At 54.9% G+C, this 17,179-nt stretch carries 13 protein-coding genes and 1 other RNA gene; 5 read left to right on the top strand and 9 right to left on the bottom strand.

Annotated elements, in window-relative coordinates; all coding sequences use genetic code 11:
- Positions 1 to 4 precede the first annotated feature (4 nt).
- Both sufB and sufA read right to left on the bottom strand, forming a co-directional pair.
- The gene (gene sufB / locus NR795_RS04960) at positions 5 to 1,504 is read right to left on the bottom strand and encodes a Fe-S cluster assembly protein SufB (RefSeq protein WP_144812027.1); all 1,500 of its coding nucleotides are present in this window, start codon (positions 1,502 to 1,504) and stop codon (positions 5 to 7) included.
- Positions 1,505 to 1,512: 8 nt separating this feature from the next.
- The gene (gene sufA / locus NR795_RS04955; RefSeq protein ID WP_042394773.1) at positions 1,513 to 1,881 is read right to left on the bottom strand and encodes a Fe-S cluster assembly scaffold SufA; all 369 of its coding nucleotides are present in this window, start codon (positions 1,879 to 1,881) and stop codon (positions 1,513 to 1,515) included.
- A gap of 537 nt (positions 1,882 to 2,418) precedes the next feature.
- Between sufA and cspA the strand changes: the two genes are divergently transcribed.
- A complete protein-coding gene (gene cspA, locus NR795_RS04950) occupies positions 2,419 to 2,631 on the top strand; it encodes an RNA chaperone/antiterminator CspA (protein WP_144812031.1) in 213 nt (70 codons plus the stop codon).
- A gap of 148 nt (positions 2,632 to 2,779) precedes the next feature.
- Here cspA and NR795_RS04945 read toward each other — a convergent pair whose 3' ends face one another.
- From NR795_RS04945 to NR795_RS04930, 4 genes are all read right to left on the bottom strand, one after another.
- On the bottom strand, positions 2,780 to 2,953 hold the full coding sequence (locus tag NR795_RS04945; protein ID WP_144812034.1) for a GnsA/GnsB family addiction module toxin: 174 nt from the start codon (positions 2,951 to 2,953) through the stop codon (positions 2,780 to 2,782).
- 479 nt (positions 2,954 to 3,432) lie between these two features.
- Entirely contained in the window at positions 3,433 to 4,347 is a 915-nt protein-coding gene (gene lpxP, locus NR795_RS04940; protein WP_144812057.1) for a kdo(2)-lipid IV(A) palmitoleoyltransferase, read from the bottom strand.
- Positions 4,348 to 4,533: 186 nt separating this feature from the next.
- A complete protein-coding gene (gene menI, locus NR795_RS04935; protein ID WP_257757378.1) occupies positions 4,534 to 4,944 on the bottom strand; it encodes a 1,4-dihydroxy-2-naphthoyl-CoA hydrolase in 411 nt (136 codons plus the stop codon).
- A complete protein-coding gene (locus NR795_RS04930; RefSeq protein ID WP_144812063.1) occupies positions 4,941 to 7,997 on the bottom strand; it encodes an FAD-binding and (Fe-S)-binding domain-containing protein in 3,057 nt (1,018 codons plus the stop codon). Before NR795_RS04930 ends, menI begins: the two co-directional genes overlap by 4 nt.
- Positions 7,998 to 8,202: 205 nt before the next feature.
- Here NR795_RS04930 and ydiK point away from each other — a divergent pair, with 205 nt between their 5' ends.
- Both ydiK and rprA read left to right on the top strand, forming a co-directional pair.
- Positions 8,203 to 9,327 carry an AI-2E family transporter YdiK gene (gene ydiK, locus NR795_RS04925; RefSeq protein ID WP_257757377.1) on the top strand — a complete coding sequence of 375 codons (1,125 nt, stop codon included), beginning with the start codon at positions 8,203 to 8,205 and terminating at the stop codon, positions 9,325 to 9,327.
- A gap of 194 nt (positions 9,328 to 9,521) precedes the next feature.
- Positions 9,522 to 9,629: antisense sRNA RprA (gene rprA, locus NR795_RS04920), an RNA gene on the top strand.
- Between the two features lie 89 nt (positions 9,630 to 9,718).
- Here the strand turns inward: rprA and NR795_RS04915 are convergent.
- Positions 9,719 to 10,738, bottom strand: a complete 1,020-nt coding sequence (locus NR795_RS04915; RefSeq protein WP_257757376.1) for a hypothetical protein — start codon at positions 10,736 to 10,738, stop codon at positions 9,719 to 9,721.
- 221 nt (positions 10,739 to 10,959) lie between these two features.
- Entirely contained in the window at positions 10,960 to 13,335 is a 2,376-nt protein-coding gene (gene ppsA / locus NR795_RS04910; protein WP_144812072.1) for a phosphoenolpyruvate synthase, read from the bottom strand.
- 325 nt (positions 13,336 to 13,660) lie between these two features.
- Between ppsA and NR795_RS04905 the strand changes: the two genes are divergently transcribed.
- Together NR795_RS04905 and aroH are read left to right on the top strand one after the other, a co-directional pair.
- Positions 13,661 to 14,494, top strand: a complete 834-nt coding sequence (locus NR795_RS04905; RefSeq protein ID WP_042394791.1) for a pyruvate, water dikinase regulatory protein — start codon at positions 13,661 to 13,663, stop codon at positions 14,492 to 14,494.
- 154 nt (positions 14,495 to 14,648) lie between these two features.
- Positions 14,649 to 15,695 carry a 3-deoxy-7-phosphoheptulonate synthase AroH gene (gene aroH, locus NR795_RS04900; RefSeq protein ID WP_257757373.1) on the top strand — a complete coding sequence of 349 codons (1,047 nt, stop codon included), beginning with the start codon at positions 14,649 to 14,651 and terminating at the stop codon, positions 15,693 to 15,695.
- A 36-nt stretch (positions 15,696 to 15,731) separates the two neighbouring features.
- Here the strand turns inward: aroH and selO are convergent, their stop codons facing one another.
- Positions 15,732 to 17,174, bottom strand: a complete 1,443-nt coding sequence (gene selO, locus NR795_RS04895; RefSeq protein ID WP_257757372.1) for a protein adenylyltransferase SelO — start codon at positions 17,172 to 17,174, stop codon at positions 15,732 to 15,734.
- Positions 17,175 to 17,179: the final 5 nt, after the last annotated feature.

Genomic DNA, 17,179 nt, shown 5'->3' with positions numbered 1-17,179 from the left:
TTCCTTAACCGACGCTGTGTTCAAGGCTAATTGCCAGCAGTTTTTGTGCTTCTACGGCAAACTCCAGCGGCAGCTCGGAGAAGACATCTTTACAGAAGCCGTTAACAATCATGGATATCGCATCCTCTTCGCTAATGCCGCGCTGCAGGCAGTAGAAGAGCTGATCCTCACCAATGCGCGAGGTGGTCGCCTCATGCTCTAGCTGAGCGCTGTTGTTGCGGCATTCCACATAGGGGAAGGTGTGCGCCCCACAGTCAGGTCCAATCAGCATTGAGTCACACTGGGTAAAGTTACGTGCGTTGGTGGCTGTCGGCATGATTTTCACCAGCCCACGATAGCTGTTCTGGCTTTGCCCCGCCGAGATCCCCTTCGAGATGATCGTCGACCTGGTGTTCTTACCAATGTGGATCATCTTGGTGCCGGTATCAGCCTGCTGGTGGCCGCTAGTCAGCGCCACGGAGTAGAATTCGCCGATAGAGTTATCGCCGCGCAGGATAACGCTGGGGTATTTCCAGGTGATCGCCGAGCCGGTTTCAGACTGCGTCCAGGACATTTTGCTGTTTTCACCTTCACACAGCGCACGCTTGGTCACGAAGTTCAGAATACCGCCGGTGTTGTTATCCCCCGGGAACCAGTTCTGCACGGTGGAGTATTTCACCTCCGCGTCTTTATGGATGATCACCTCGACTACCGCAGCATGTAGCTGATAGCTATCGCGCACCGGTGCCGAGCAGCCCTCAATATAGCTCACATAGCTACCCTCATCGGCTACCAGAATGGTACGCTCGAACTGACCCGTTTTCTCCGCATTGATACGGAAATAGGTTGAGAGCTCCATCGGGCAGTGCACGCCTTTCGGCACGTAGATGAAGGTGCCATCGGAGGCGACGGCCGCGTTCAGGGCGGCAAAGAAGTTATCGTTGCCGGGTACGACCGTACCGAGGTATTTCTTCACCAGCTCGGGGTGATCGTGGATAGCCTCACCGAAAGAGCAGAAGATAATCCCCTGCTCCGACAGTTTCTCCCGATAGGTTGTCGCCACCGAAACGGAGTCAAAGATGGCGTCCACCGCCACCTCGCGCCCTTCACGCACCGGTACACCCAGCTGATTAAACGCCTCTTCGACTTCATTGGTCAGGAAGGCATTCGCGCCGGTCTGCTGAACCGCACCCGGCTCAGACGCGCAGGTATCGTCGCAGTTGCCGCAAGAGGGCGCGGAGTAGTAGCTGTAATCCTGGTAGTTGAGCTTGTCATAGTGAGCCTTGAGCCAGTGTGGCTCCTCCATGGTCAGCCAGGCCCGAAACGCATTCAGGCGGAACTCAAGCATCCATTCAGGTTCATTTCGTTTGGCCGAAATAGCCCGCACCACATCTTCATTGATGCCGTGGGCCATCTCGTCGGTCTGTAACCGGGTAAAAAAGCCCTCTTTATAGTTAAGGGGGCCTGACCAGGTCTGGACATCGTCCATTGCTTCAGTTTTATGAGACTCAACATTACGAGACATAGTACCGCCTATACCCCAAAGCTTTCACCACAGCCGCATTCGTGCTGAGCTTTCGGATTATAAAATTTAAATATCTGGTTTAATCCTTCGCGCACATAGTCGACGGTGGTTCCATCAATAAACGGCATGGCCTGTAAGGGAACATACAGGTGTGCGCCGTCGCGCTCAAAGAGCAAATCGTCTTCCGCAGGTTCGGTCACGGTATCCAGTACATAGCCAAACCCTGCGCAGCCCGTCTGTTTGATGCCAAGACGTACGCCGCGCAGCTCGGGCTGCTTACTGGTCAGGGCGCGAATGTGCTCCGCCGCTGCAGGGGTCAGAATCAAACCCTGCCAGCCAGGATTGTTTGGATCGAAAGTCCCTGAATGCAATTCCATAGGTCTACCTCACATGATGACGTCAGCAGGACATAACGCTATGTTAGTGATAATGATTATCACTTCAACCTCTAATCCGCAGGGTTATTCGCGTTAAAGGCCCTTTTTGTACACTTCTATTAAGCATAGACGCTGCTGCCAGGCTTAACACGAAAGGATGCCAGCTAATAATAGATTGAATTTTATGCTTATTTTATAAAAAACGGCTAATGAAGAGTCAAATTTGAAACATGCATAGGTAATACCTATTTATGCGATTAGCGGTAAAAAAGTTGCCAGCCATGCAGCCATCTGGGCATTTAAGCGCTTAAAATAAAAAAATATAAACATTGCGCAATTAATTCCCGTGTGGCCTAATGCCTTCATCGGTTTGGAAAACAGACCTTATGAAAGCAGTTTTAGTAAAGCAGTCCTCAGTTCAAGTGTTATCTAAAGATACCCTTCTTCATGAGCCTCCTCCTAAGTGCCAAATAAGTCACTCTCTAAATACAGGCCATCATCGCCACGCTTAGTGGCTCATTAATTAAGGAAGTATCTATGTCTAATAAAATGACTGGTTTAGTAAAATGGTTTAACGCAGATAAAGGTTTTGGTTTCATCACCCCGAACGACGGCAGCAAAGATGTATTCGTACACTTCTCTGCTATCCAGGGTGATAACTACAAAACGCTTGATGAAGGCCAGCAAGTCTCCTTCACCATTGAAAATGGCGCTAAAGGCCCTGCGGCCGGCAACGTCACAGCGCTGTAATCTGCGCTGGTTATCAGCGCCGTTTACGACAGCGATGAAGGCGATAGCCTGAGCAGTTAAGCTCTGCTGATAATAAAAATAAACCCGCCCTGTGCGGGTTTTTTATTACCGTTAAAATGCCGCTAAAGCAAACATTTCAAAGCCTTCCTTAAATCAGCTTAATTTTAACCTCGTAACCTTCAAGACCCGTCATCGTTTCGTTAGCAACAAACTCAATCTCAGCCACTTCCTGTCCTGACTTTTTACGTAACTCAGCAATTTTTTTGGCAATGAGAGCCGCTATTTCCGCTTCGGCCTTTTGTTTCTGATCGTCAATGTTCATCCTAACCTCCTCTGATTTTTCTAAGCCACAAATGCACCAGCAGGATAACTGGCCTACAAAGGCTACATAACTAATTATAAATTATGGCTAAGATCCTTGCTGACGTTTAAGAATCTTCACAGTTATTGATGGGTTTTGCCTTGTCAGGGGGCTAATGCCACTAGCAGTGCGCAGGAATAGTTAAGCAATATTTAATCATTTATCGGTAAATGTTTAAAAAGGTGCTAAGGTAGAGATCACCTTCAACGGGCCGGAGGGGTTATCCCCAACATCAAATTTAAGTGTCCCGTCTGCAATGGCGCTAAGTTTCTCTTCACGACTTTTTGCCCCGACAAAAGCTGCCCTCAGGGAACCGTCTGTTCCGTTTGCGGACTACCATTCACTGTCAAAACGATCATCCCGAAAAGACGGCGATGGAACAAAGTAGCTTGATTCAGGCCTCATTAGAGGCCTGTTTAACGTTGGCGTTTAGCCAGGAATCAAAGATAGAGCGAGGCTTCGCCCATAGGGCGGGTTTTAAAGCGGCGATGGATCCACAGATACTGCTCGGGGGCGCGCATAATTTCCCGCTCGATCACCCGGTTCATATAGCTGGCGGCTTCAAACTCATTTTCTACCGGATAGTCGGTTAACGCCTTGCCGATATGCAGCTGGTAGCCGGAGCCATCCGGTTTACGAATCATCGTTACCGTCAGCATCGCCGAGCCTGAAAGGCGGGACAGCACATAGGTGCCGTTAGTCGTAGCGGCGTTAACGGAGAAGAACGGCGCAAAGGTGCTGCCTTTGCGGCCATAGTCCTGATCCGGCGCAAACCACACTGCTTCACCTTTTCGCAGCGCGCTGACCAGCCCCTTCAGGTTACGACGGTCGATCATCGATTTGTTCGAGCGCATACGTCCCCGGGTCTGCACCCACTCCATCACCGGGCTGTTGTGCTGGCGATAGGTGGCCATCATCGGCTGGCACAGCCCCATGACGCGACCGCCCAGCTCCAGCGACATAAAGTGCACGCCAACGACCATCACACCGTGGTGTTTAGTCTGGGCTTCAACCAGATTCTGATAGCCTTCCACGTCGAACCAGCGGCGTACGCGCTTGTCCGACCAGAACCAGGCCATACCGGTCTCGATCAGCCCCATGCCTAATGACATGAAGTTTCGGTTGATGAGCGTTTCGCGTAGAGCGGGCGTCATCTCAGGGAAACAGAGCTCAAGGTTGCGCTGGGCAATGCTTTCCCGCCGCTTTAAAAACGGACGCGCGATGCGGCCAAGGCCAGTACCGAAGCGGTGAAGGACAGGATAAGGCAGTTGAACCAGAAGCCACAGAATGGCAAGACCAAACCAGGTCAACCAGTGACGGGGATGAAGAAAAGCGAGTTTAAATGAAGCGATCATAACGTTGTTACCTTTTAAGCTTATAATAAGTAGCGCTTTAGGAAACAACGAATCCCTTCATTAGGTCATTCAGCGTTACGTCTCCTGATTGGACACCGTCTTTCTCAGGAGATTCAATAGCGCCTAGTGTACCACGATTTTAAATAATCACCTTGCGGACTTAATAAATTTGGTCTACCCGATAACTTATACCACGGCGGTGGTCAGCCGCGATGAGCAGCACAGTCGATTTTGCTCATCAAAGATATCAATCTGCCAGACCTGATGGCGACCGCCGGTGTGCAACGCGGAACAGACGCCCCGCACCCGGCCGCTGCGTACGGCGCGAATATGGTTGGCGTTGACCTCAATCCCTACCACGCGATGCTCACCCTCGGTGCAGAGATAGCCCGCCACCGAACCGAGGGTTTCTGCCAGCACCACCGACGCGCCGCCGTGCAGCAGGCCAAAGGGCTGATGCGTGCGGGCGTCGACGGGCATCGAAGCCTCAAGCACATCGTCACCGATGCGCTCGAAACGAATATCCAGCAGCCCTACCATATTGCCCTCGCCCATCGCGTTGAGCGCGTCGAGGGTAGCCGTACGTTTCCAGATCATCCCATTATCTCCAGCAGTGCCTGTAGCGGATGGCGCACGCCGCTGCCCTCGATGCGTTTCACCTGGCTGCGGCAGGAGTAGCCCGTTGCCAGGCAGCGGTTACGCGGCAGGCGCTGCATGGCCTGATGCCAGGACAGCTCGTAAATCCCCAGCGAGTTAGCGTGATTTTTCATTTCGTGGCCGTAGGTTCCGGCCATCCCGCAGCAGCCGACGCTGACGTTTTCAAGCTTAGCGCCAAAGCGTGCAAAAATTGTTGCCCACTGTGCAGGCGCACCCGGCAGCGCGGTCACCTCCGTGCAGTGGCCAAACAGATACCATGCCTCGCCGCCTGGGATCCGCTCTTCATGAGAGGCCAATGCGGCGGGCAGCCACTCGTGTACCAGCTGAACGTTAAACTCTCCCCGCTTGTCACCTAACGTCTGCTTGTACTCATCGCGATAGCAGAGCACCAGCGCTGGATCAACGCCCACCATCGGCATGCCCAGCTGCGCCACGCGCGTGAGGAAGTCAGAGGTTTTCTGCGCCGTTTTTGCAAAGCGCGTCAGGAAGCCTTTGATATGCTGCGCCTTACCGTTCGGGGAGAAGGGCAGCACTACCGGCTGGTAGCCCAGCCTCTCAACGAGACGGACAAAATCGCTCACCACCTGCGCGTCGTAGTAGCTGGTAAAGGGATCCTGCACCACCAGCACCGTTTTAGCTCGCTCCTCCTCGCTAAGCTGCTCCAGCTCGTCGAGCGTCATGTTTGCCGAGCGGTGACCCACCATCTGCTGTTGCAGGGAAGGCACCGACAGCAGAGGCAGATCCACCATCCCAATATGGGTAGCCGACAGGGCTCGCACCCAGGGCTGGCTCATAAAGAAGTTAAAGGTTTTCGGCGCTCGGGCCATCAGCGGCGCATAGCTCTCGACGCTGGCGATAACGTGGTCGCTGAGCGGGCGCAGATAGCGAGTGTGATAAAGCTGCAGGAAGCGCGAGCGAAACTCCGGCACGTCAATTTTAATCGGGCACTGGGTAGAGCAGGCTTTGCACGCCAGACAGCCGGACATCGCCTCTTTCACCTCGTGCGAGAAGTCATACTCGCCGTGGCGGGCATGCCAGCTGTTGCGGGTACGCTCGATCAGGCCTCGCAGACTGGCGCGTTTTCCCGGCAGCTCCTTCTCTAACTTGATGGGATCGATACCGCGATCCGCCAGCAGCCGCAGCCATTCGCGTACCAGCGTGGCCCGGCCTTTAGGAGAGTGGATGCGGTTGCTGGTGATTTTCATCGACGGACACATCGGGCTTTTGGCATCAAAGTTAAAGCACAGCCCGTTGCCGTTGCACTCCATCGCGCCACGCCATGAGGCGCGTACGCTACCAGGGATCTGCCGATCAAAGGTGCCGCGCTTCACGGCATCGACCTGCATCATCGGCGCATCGAGGCCCGCAGGCGGGCAGATTTTACCCGGATTGAGTCGGTTCTGTGGATCGAACGCGGCCTTAACTTTGCGCAGTTCGCCATAGAGCTGCTCGCCAAAGAACGCCGGGCTGTATTCCGCGCGGAAGCCCTTGCCGTGCTCGCCCCAGAGCAGGCCACCGTACTTCGCCGTCAGGGCCACCACCTCGTCGGAGATCCTTTTCATCAGCATCTCTTGCTGCGGGTCGCACATATCCAGCGCCGGACGCACGTGCAGCACCCCCGCATCCACGTGGCCAAACATGCCGTAGTTCAGCCCGTGGCTGTCGAGCAGGGCACGAAACTCAACGATGTAGTCCGCCAGATGCTCCGGCGGCACGCAGGTATCCTCTGCAAAGGGGATCGGCTTCGCCGCGCCTTTGGCATTTCCCAGCAGGCCGACCGCTTTTTTACGCATCGCATAGATACGCTCAATTCCCGCCAGCTCGCTGCATACCTGCCAGCCAATCACTCCGCCCTCCTGAGCAGCGATCAGCTCATCCAGACGCTGGCAAAGGGCATGGACCCGCGCGTCAATCAGCTCGGCATCATCGCCGGCAAACTCAACGATGTTCAGCCCCAGCATGGTTTTATCCGGCACATCGGTAATTAAATCGTGCACCGAGTGCCAGACAATATCCTCCCGCGCCAGGTTAAGCACCGTAGAGTCAACGGTCTCAACCGACAGCGCCTGCGCCTCAACCATAAACGGCGCATTGCGAAGCGCCGAGTTAAAGGAGTCATACTTAACGTTGACCAGCCGACGCACCTTCGGCAGCGGCGTGATATCCAGCCGCGCCTCGGTAATAAAGGCCAGCGTGCCCTCCGAACCGGTCAGAATGCGGGTGAGATCAAAGGTCGTCATCTCATCGTTGAAAACGTGGCGCAGATCGTACCCGGTCAGGAACCGGTTCAGCTTAGGAAACTTATCGATAACAAGCTGACGATTATCGAAGCAGCTGTCATAGACCGTTTTATAGATCCGCCCCTGTGCCGTTTGCGCCTGCCCAAGCGTACGCGCCAGCTCCAGCGACACCGGCTGCGTATCCAGCAGATCGCCGCCCAGCAGCACGGCTCGCACCCCCAGCACGTGGTCGGAAGTTTTACCGTAGACCAGCGAGCCCTGCCCGGAGGCGTCGGTATTGATCATGCCGCCCAGCGTGGCGCGGTTGCTGGTGGAAAGCTCCGGGGCGAAGAAGAAGCCGTACGGTTTTAAAAACTGGTTTAGCTGATCCTTGATCACGCCCGCTTCTACCCGTACCCAACCCTCTTCAGGATTGATCTCAAGGATACGGTTCATATAGCGAGAGAGATCGACAATAATGCCGTGGTTGAGCGCCTGGCCGTTAGTGCCCGTACCGCCGCCGCGCGGCGTAAAGACCAGCGACTGGAAGCGGGCCTCACCGGCAAGACGGGTGATCAGGGAGACATCGGCAGTAGAACGGGGGAATACCACCGCATCGGGAAGCAGCTGGTAAATACTGTTATCGGTCGCCATGGTCAGCCGGTCGGCGTAATCCGTGGCGGTATCACCTGTAAAACCCTGTTGCTCCAGTGCCTGCAAAAAATTGAGCACCAGCTGAACGACGCCGGGTGCTTGAGAAATCTGTGGGATCATTACCGTTGACCCTGCCTGCCTGTTAATGTTGTAAGTGTATCGTTTGCGTTGTGATTTATCGTTGTATCACATTTTTTTACGCTACGCCCATGTGAATTACGGGCAAAATAGCGCGGGCAAAATACGCTGAAATTCACAGCCGTACTCTTGTATAAATCAAACGCTGCGCCGACGGTTCGGCGAATAAAAAAGGTGGATAGATTTTATGATCACTAGTCGTCAGCGCGGGGATGTGGCTCAGATCCTGCTCTCGGTGCTGTTTTTAGCCGTTATGATCGTTGCCTGTTTATGGATAGTGCAACCTTTTATCCTTAGCTTTGCATGGGCGGGGACTATCGTTATTGCGACCTGGCCGCTGTTTTTACGCTTTCAGCGCGTGCTGGCGGGCCGTCGCTCCCTGGCGGTGCTGTGCATGACGCTGATCTTAATCCTGGTATTTGTTATTCCGATTGCCCTGCTGGTTAACAGCCTCGTTGACGGCAGCGGCCCGGTGATCCGTGCGATTAGCTCCGGCGATCTGACGCCGCCGGATTTAGCCTGGCTTAAGAGCATTCCGCTGGTAGGCCATAACCTCTATCTCGGCTGGCATAACCTGCTGGATATGGGGGGCAGCGCGATTATGGCCAAGGTGCGGCCCTATTTGGGTGCCACTACGACCTGGTTTGTCGGCCAGGCAGCGCACATTGGACGCTTTATGATGCACTGTGCGCTAATGCTCCTGTTCAGCGCCCTGCTGTTCTGGCGCGGTGAGCGGGTCGCTCAGGGTATTCGCCACTTTGCTACCCGTCTCGCCGGCAGGCGGGGCGATACCGCCGTGCTGCTGGCAGCCCAGGCTATCCGCGCCGTCGCCCTTGGCGTGGTGGTTACCGCGCTGGTGCAGGCGGTGCTGGGCGGCATTGGGCTGGCAATCAGCGGCGTGCCCTATCCAACCCTGTTTACGGTGGTGATGATCCTCTCCTGCCTCGTGCAGATTGGTCCGTTGCCGGTGCTTATTCCTGCCATTATCTGGCTCTACTGGAGCGGAGATACGACCTGGGGCACGGTCCTGCTGGTCTGGAGCTGCGTAGTCGGTACGCTGGATAACGTTATCCGCCCGGTGCTGATCCGCATGGGTGCTGATTTGCCGTTAATTCTTATCCTCTCGGGCGTCATTGGCGGACTCATCGCCTTTGGCATGATCGGTCTTTTTATCGGTCCGGTTCTGCTCGCCGTGTCATGGCGTCTTTTCGATGCGTGGGTAAAAGAAGTCCCTGCTCCCGGCGATGTTAGCGATAATTTGCTGGAAAAGGTGAACGAGCGCGAAGCACATAATAAAGTGCATAATAAATAACCAGTAAGCGGGGAAACCCGCTTCACTATTAAGCCACGCTTATCAATTATTTATATTTCCTTTCTGGTCGGACCGCGCAACCCACTATATATACGCTATATCTCTCATTTCCCTTGTCGCAAAATCGTTACTTATGATTAACTATTGAGACGAATCTGATCGACTCAAAATTAGGGGATGCCTACTATTAAGGCACGGTTATAAATCAAGGCTTTGATTTATAAGCATGGAAATCCCCTGAGTGAAACAACGAATTGCTGTGTGTAGTCTTTGCCCATCTCCCACGATGGGCTTTTTTTTAAGCTAAATTCCATCACTGAAAATTGTGCTGAAACCATGCATAAAAAAAGCCAGACCGAAGGCTGGCTTTACGTTTAAATAACCATCGATATTATCTGCGACGTTCGTTCGCCGTTACCTGACGCGGCTGAGTACGACGTCCTACCATACCCATAGCACCGGCCAGTACCGCTTCAATCAGCAGCATAAAGAAGGTGAACCAGCTGGCTTTAGCCGTCGCAGCTGCCGCTTTCTCACCCGCTTCACGGGCTTTTTTCTCGGCCTGCGCTTTCAGCTCGTCAAATTTCGCCCGCGCTTCCTGATAGCTCTTTTCCGTCTGGGCGACAATCTGTTCCGCTTCAGCATCAGATTTACCGGTACGCGCCTTAATAATATTTTTCAGCGCTTCGCGGTCGGCTGCCTGGAAGGTGCTCTGATTTCTGTCAATTAAGCCTTTAATAAAGGCGGCGACATCAGTATCAGCCGTCTGCGGCGTGTTAGCCGTTGCTGCCGCCTGGTTCTGAGCATTATTTGCTTCATTCTGCGCCTGATTTTGCAGCGCCTCTGGCTGCAACTCCGGTTTCCCGGTCTGGCGCAACGTTGTTTCAAGCTCATCTTGTAAACTATCGAGGTTAATATTGTTCTCTGCGAGCTTCTCTTTCGCCATATCCTTAACCGACGGTGCAACCGCCGTGACGCCACTGCCTACCGCCTGTAAACCGGCCCCCAATATATTCATGGCACCGGTGACCGCGCTATTTGCCAGCATAATGACGAACCAGGCGCTAATGAGAGTATTGACGCCAAACATCAGCAGACCATGCAACGCCCCCTCTCGCTGTGCCAGCCTGCCGCTGGCATAGGCCCCTGCGGCAATGGCGATCAGCATGCTCAAGCCAGTCCAGATGGCCGCGCCCATGCCGATACCGCCCATCGGATCTTGCTCTTCCAGAGGATCGATAGTGCTGGCACCAATCGCGGTGCCAAGAATAGAAAGAATTAAGTAGAGCACCATTGAAATAATGACGCCGGCAAACACTGCACTCCAGGAAATACGTTTTAGGGGGACGCCTCTACCCGGCGTATATACGTCATCGTAATCGTTTCTGACATGTACATGTTGATCGGCCATCTTTTCTTCTCCCTTATAACCTTACGGCTTATGTCGCAATTTTCGACGGTTAAAAAAAATAGAGCTGGAATGGCTTCAGCTTTAGCCTCTGTAAGGGTAGTTCGGCATGGATAAATAAACCAAGGTGTCGTCACATCAGCAGAAATTCTTTCGACCAAATAAAAATCTGTAACGAATAAAAAAGCCTCCCAGGTGGGAGGCTTTAAGAGAACGGTGGCGTTTTACTTGATTTCAGCGAGGCTCAGCCAGGTCTGAACCACGGTATCCGGGTTCAACGACAGGCTGTCAATGCCCTCTTCCATCAGCCATGCGGCAAAGTCCTCGTGGTCGGACGGGCCCTGACCACAAATGCCTACATACTTGCCCTCTTTTTTCGCCGCGCGGATCGCCATCGACAGCAGCGCTTTAACTGCCTCGTTGCGTTCGTCAAACAGTTCTGAGACCACGCCGGAGTCGCGATCGAGGCCCAGAGTCAGCTGCGTCATATCGTTCGAGCCGATGGAGAAGCCGTCAAAATGTTCAAGGAACTGCTCTGCCAGCAGGGCGTTGGACGGGATCTCGCACATCATGATCACCTTCAGCCCGTCTTCACCGCGCTTAAGGCCCTGACGCGCCAGCTCGTCCACCACCGCTTTCGCCTGGTCAACGGTGCGCACGAAGGGGATCATAATTTCGACGTTAGTGAGACCCATATCGTTACGCACGTATTTTACCGCCTCGCACTCCAGCGCAAAGCAGTCGCGGAAGCTGTCAGAGACGTAGCGGCCCGCGCCACGGAAGCCCAGCATCGGGTTCTCCTCTTCCGGCTCGTAGCGCTCTCCGCCCACCAGGTTGGCATACTCGTTGGATTTAAAATCAGAGAGCCGCACGATAACGCGCTTCGGCCAGAACGCCGCGCCGAGGGTGGCAATGCCTTCGCTCAGACGACCGACATAGAACGCCTTAGGCGAATCGTAGCCTTTCATCATCTCGCGGATCTCTTTTTGCAGCTCTGGGGTCTGATCGTCAAACTCCAGCAGCGCCCGCGGATGCACGCCGATCATGCGGTTGATGATGAACTCCAGACGCGCCAGACCTACGCCTTCGTTTGGCAGGCAGGCGAAGTCAAACGCGCGATCCGGGTTGCCGACGTTCATCATGATCTTCAGCGGCAGGTCAGGCATGGTGTCAACGCTGGAGCTTTTCACGCTGAAGTCGAGCATCTCGGCATAAACATAGCCCGTATCGCCTTCGGCACAGGAGACGGTAACCTTCTCGCCATCGCGAATGCGGTCGGTGGCGTCACCGCAGCCCACAACGGCTGGAATGCCGAGCTCGCGGGCAATGATCGCCGCGTGGCAGGTACGTCCGCCGCGGTTGGTGACAATGGCCGCGGCTTTTTTCATGATCGGTTCCCAATCTGGGTCGGTCATGTCGGTTACCAGCACGTCGCCGGGCTGAATGCGGTTCATTTCGCTGATATCGTGAATGACCTTCACCGGCCCTGCGCCAATGCGGTGGCCGATTGCCCGGCCTTCAACCACCACTTTGCCCTGGTCATGAAGCGTGTAGCGCTCCATGACCTGTCCACGGGAACGCACGGTCTCCGGGCGGGCCTGCACAATATAGAGCTTGCCGGTATGGCCATCTTTGGCCCACTCGATATCCATCGGGCGACCGTAGTGTTGCTCGATCAGCACCGCCTGCTTCGCCAGCGCCTGAACCTCATCATCGGTCAACGAGAACAGATCGCGATCGGCCTCTGGCACGTCTTCAATACGCACCTGCTTGCCGTGCTCCTGGCTTGGGGCGTAGACCATGCGGATCTTTTTTGATCCCATAGTGCGCCGCACGATGGCCGGACGATCGTTTGCCAGCGTCGGCTTGTGAACATAGAACTCGTCCGGATTGACCGCCCCCTGCACGACCATTTCGCCAAGGCCCCAGGCAGAGGTGATGAACACCACCTGATCGAAGCCGGACTCGGTATCGATGGAGAACATAACGCCGGAGGAGGCTAAATCGGAGCGCACCATGCGCTGCACGCCTGCGGAGAGCGCCACGCCACGGTGGTCATAGCCCTGATGCACGCGATAAGAGATAGCGCGATCGTTAAACAGCGAGGCAAACACGTGTTTTACCGCCACCAGCACCGCATCGTAGCCCTGGACATTGAGGAAGGTTTCCTGCTGTCCGGCAAACGAGGCATCCGGCATATCTTCCGCCGTGGCAGAGGAGCGCACGGCAAACGATGCTTCGGCGTCGCCTTCCGAGAGTTGGTTATAGGCGTCATGGATAGCGTGTTCTAGCTCTGGCGTGAAAGGCGTATCGATGATCCACTGCCGGATCTGCGCCCCGGCTTTCGCCAGCTCACCAACGTCATCAATGTCCGTGTGATCCAGCAGCTCATAGATACGCTGGTTGACGCCGCTTTGGTCAAGAAACTGATTAAAAGCATCCGCCGTGGTGGCGAATCCGTTCGGGACCGATACCCCTGTTTCAGACAGATTGGTGATCATCTCACCCAGAGAGGCATTTTTGCCCCCCACGCGGTCAACATCATTCATCCCGAGTTGGTTATACCAGAGCACCAGCGGTGACGAGCCATTGTTGGACATCGGACAATCCTTTTTTGATATATGATTGAGTCAATAACTCCTGACGTACCTATTTATCCTGGCATACCTGGCTCGCTTAAAAAAACGGTGAATCGTTCAAGCAAATTTATTTTTCTATTTTTCGGACAGTTTCACGCTATTTTGTAACTTCATGATTTGTTTGCACTCTTTTTGAAACGTGCTCTGCACATGAAAAGCAAAAGTGAAATGGACATTTCAGTAAAAATAAAAACAGCATTTCATTTTTTATAGATGCGAGTGGCGCAGTAGTATGGTACATAAATTAATTCAGGCTTTAACACCATCATGCTATGGGGGGATAAAAATGGAAAATTCAGTGGATCGGCAGGTGTTTTATATTTCTGACGGCACGGCCATTACGGCAGAGGTTCTCGGGCATGCGGTCATGTCGCAGTTTCCCGTTGCCGTGCACAGCATCACGCTGCCATTTGTGGAAAACGTCCAGCGCGCAAATGCGGTCAAGGAGCAGATTGACGCCATTTTTCAGCAGACCGGCGTGCGCCCTCTGGTCTTCTACTCTATTGTGACACCCGAGATCCGCAGCATCATTACCCAGAGCCAGGGTTTCTGCCAGGATATCGTTCAGGCGCTGGTGGCTCCGCTCCAGCAGGAGCTTAAGCTCGATCCGACGCCGATCACCCACCGCACCCACGGCCTCAATCCGGGAAACCTGACGCGGTACGATGCCCGCATCGCGGCCATTGATTACACCCTTGCCCACGATGACGGTATCTCGATGCGCAACCTTGAACAGGCGCAGGTCATTTTGCTGGGCGTGTCCCGCTGCGGTAAAACGCCTACCAGCCTCTATCTGGCGATGCAGTTTGGCATTCGCGCCGCCAACTATCCCTTCATTGCCGATGACATGGATAACCTGGTACTGCCCGCTGCGCTAAAGCCGCTGCAGCACAAGCTGTTTGGCCTGACCATTAACGCAGAACGTCTGGCAGCGATCCGTGAGGAGCGCGTGGAGAACAGCCGCTACGCATCCATGCGGCAGTGTCGGCTGGAGCTGGCCGAGGTAGAGGCCCTCTATCGTAAAAACAATATTCCCTACCTCAACAGCACCAACTATTCGGTTGAGGAGATCGCCACCAAGATACTCGACATTATGAAGTTGAATCGCAGCATGTACTAATTAGCTAGTACAGGACGCCGTTTTCCGTTATCATTGCCCGCAGATTTGTGATGCGCATCACCCTCATACTTGAAAACATCAAGGATTGGTTTATCGTGATGCCCATTACTTCCGGCACTTTTGCCGTTGAAGCCGCCAATTTCTGAGATAAGTCATGAACAAAACTGATGAACTCCGCACTGCGCGCATTGAGAGCCTGGTGACGCCAGCCGAACTGGCCGAGCGGTATCCTCTCTCCCGACAGGTTGCGGAACATGTTAACGCTGCGCGTCGGCGAATTGAGAAAATCTTAAACGGTGAAGATCGCCGTCTGCTGGTGATCGTAGGACCCTGCTCCATCCACGATCTTGATGCCGCGCTCGAGTATGCTCGCCGGTTACAGGCACTGCGCGAAAAGCATCAGGATACGCTTGAGATCGTCATGCGTACCTATTTTGAGAAACCCCGCACCGTTGTGGGCTGGAAGGGTCTGATCTCCGATCCCGATCTCAACGGCAGCTATCGGGTTAATCACGGCATGGAGCTGGCGCGGAAGCTGCTGCTTCAGGTGAACGAGCTGGGCGTTCCGACCGCCACCGAATTTCTCGATATGGTGACCGGACAGTTTATTGCCGATCTTATTAGCTGGGGCGCAATCGGGGCGCGTACTACCGAAAGCCAGATCCACCGAGAGATGGCGTCGGCGCTCTCCTGCCCGGTAGGCTTCAAAAACGGTACGGATGGCAACACCCGCATTGCGGTTGACGCTATCCGTGCCTCGCGGGCGAGCCATATGTTCCTCTCGCCGGATAAGAATGGGCAGATGACCATCTATCAGACCAGCGGTAATCCTTACGGGCATATCATTATGCGCGGCGGAAAAACGCCTAACTACCACGCTGAGGCCATTGCCGAGGCCTGCGATACGTTGAGCGAGTTCTCTCTGCCCGAACATCTGGTGGTGGATTTTAGCCACGGCAACTGCCAGAAGCAGCATCGCCGCCAGCTAGAGGTATGTGACGACATTTGTCAGCAGATCCGTAACGGCTCAACGGCCATCGCTGGGATCATGGCGGAGAGTTTCCTGCAGGAAGGAACGCAGAAGATTGTTGCCGGACAGCCGCTCACCTATGGCCAGTCCATTACCGACCCGTGCCTGCACTGGGAAGACACGGCTCTGCTGGTAGAAAAGCTCTCTGCCGCGGTGTCCACCCGTCTTTGACATCCTGCCCGCCACCGCTGCGGCGGGCACTCTCTTTTAGCTTGAACAGCTCACTTCCAGATGTTTGCCCCAGTCGGGCGGCCGGCTAACATAGTCATCGCTACGATCGCTAAAGGGATCGCGTAATGCCTGGTGCAACCGCTCCAGCTCCTGGGTATCGCCCTTCTCGGCGTCGCTGATAGCCCGCTGGGCCAGCCAGTTACGCAGCACCAGCGCAGGATTCACGCCTTTCATCTGCCGCTGACGTTCAGCATCGTCGATCTGCTCGCCCTGCAACCGCGTACGATAGGTGCTAAACCAGGTATCAAACGCGCCGCGATCGATAAACTCATCGCGCAGCGGCGAACTGGCGCTGTGCTGCTCGGTGGTGCTCAGCATACGGAACGTGCGGGTATAGTCGCTTCCCTCCCGCGCCATCAGGGCAAAGAGCGTGTTCAGCAGCTCGTTATCGCCGCGCTGCTCGGTGAACAGCCCTAGCTTGCTACGCAGAAGCTTCCCGTACTGCTCCAGCAGCACCTGCTGATACTCATCCAGCACGCTGTTCAGGGTATCGACATCGATAAAGGGCGATAGCGTCTGGGCAAGACGCTGGAGATTCCACAGGCCGACCGCAGGCTGATTATCAAAACGGTAGCGGCCCTGATAGTCAGAGTGATTACAGATAAACCCTGGCTGATAGTCATCCAGAAAACCGAACGGGCCGTAGTCGATGGTCAGGCCCAGTATCGACATATTGTCGGTATTCATAACGCCGTGAGCAAAACCGACCGCCTGCCACTGGGCAATCAACGTCGCGGTACGCGCTACCACATCCCGCAGCCAGAGCACATATTTGTCGCTCTCATCAGCAAGGTGCGGCCAGTGGTGACGAATGGCGAAATCTGCCAGCTGGCGAACCTTCTCTGGCTCGCGGCGGTAGTAGAAATGCTCGAAATGACCGAAGCGCAGATGGCTCTCGGCAATGCGCATCAGCATTGCACCCTGCTCGGTGGTTTCCCGTGCCACGGGCGTATCACTGGTCGCTATCGCCAGCGCCCGGGTGGTGGGGATCCCCAGGTAGTGCATCGCCTCTGACGCCAGGCTTTCGCGAATGGTCGAGCGCAGCACGGCGCGCCCATCGCCCATCCGGGAGTAAGGCGTCTTTCCGGCTCCTTTAAGATGCCAGTCGACGGTTTTGCCATCAGCCAACAGCTGCTCGCCGAGCAGGATGCCGCGACCATCACCTAGCTGACCGGCCCAGACGCCAAACTGATGGCCGCTGTAGACCTGCGCCAGAGGGGACATGCCCGGCAGCAGCGTTTCACCACCCCAGACGCCTGCTCCTTCCTCAGGAGTAAAGAGCGCATCGGGTATGGCCAGATCCTGGGCCAGCGCAGCGTTATGCCATAGCACGCGCGCGTTACGCAGCGGCGTAGGAGAAAGCGAGGTGTAAAATCCCGGCAGCTCATCGCGCCAGCGTGTCGTAAACGTAAGGGTCATGGATC

Source organism: Pseudescherichia sp. L3, assembly GCF_024656065.1.
GTDB lineage: Bacteria > Pseudomonadota > Gammaproteobacteria > Enterobacterales > Enterobacteriaceae > Pseudescherichia.
The sequence above is the reverse complement of the archived record's forward strand: the minus strand, read 5'-3'. Positions and strand labels throughout refer to the sequence as shown.

Coding starts and splice junctions, on each gene's coding strand:
- sufB (WP_144812027.1), bottom strand. CDS start 1,504: ATGTCTCGTAATGTTGAGTCTCATAAAACTGAAGCAATGGACGATGTC.
- sufA (WP_042394773.1), bottom strand. CDS start 1,881: ATGGAATTGCATTCAGGGACTTTCGATCCAAACAATCCTGGCTGGCAG.
- cspA (WP_144812031.1), top strand. CDS start 2,419: ATGTCTAATAAAATGACTGGTTTAGTAAAATGGTTTAACGCAGATAAA.
- NR795_RS04945 (WP_144812034.1), bottom strand. CDS start 2,953: ATGAACATTGACGATCAGAAACAAAAGGCCGAAGCGGAAATAGCGGCT.
- lpxP (WP_144812057.1), bottom strand. CDS start 4,347: ATGATCGCTTCATTTAAACTCGCTTTTCTTCATCCCCGTCACTGGTTG.
- menI (WP_257757378.1), bottom strand. CDS start 4,944: ATGATCTGGAAACGTACGGCTACCCTCGACGCGCTCAACGCGATGGGC.
- NR795_RS04930 (WP_144812063.1), bottom strand. CDS start 7,997: ATGATCCCACAGATTTCTCAAGCACCCGGCGTCGTTCAGCTGGTGCTC.
- ydiK (WP_257757377.1), top strand. CDS start 8,203: ATGATCACTAGTCGTCAGCGCGGGGATGTGGCTCAGATCCTGCTCTCG.
- NR795_RS04915 (WP_257757376.1), bottom strand. CDS start 10,738: ATGGCCGATCAACATGTACATGTCAGAAACGATTACGATGACGTATAT.
- ppsA (WP_144812072.1), bottom strand. CDS start 13,335: ATGTCCAACAATGGCTCGTCACCGCTGGTGCTCTGGTATAACCAACTC.
- NR795_RS04905 (WP_042394791.1), top strand. CDS start 13,661: ATGGAAAATTCAGTGGATCGGCAGGTGTTTTATATTTCTGACGGCACG.
- aroH (WP_257757373.1), top strand. CDS start 14,649: ATGAACAAAACTGATGAACTCCGCACTGCGCGCATTGAGAGCCTGGTG.
- selO (WP_257757372.1), bottom strand. CDS start 17,174: ATGACCCTTACGTTTACGACACGCTGGCGCGATGAGCTGCCGGGATTT.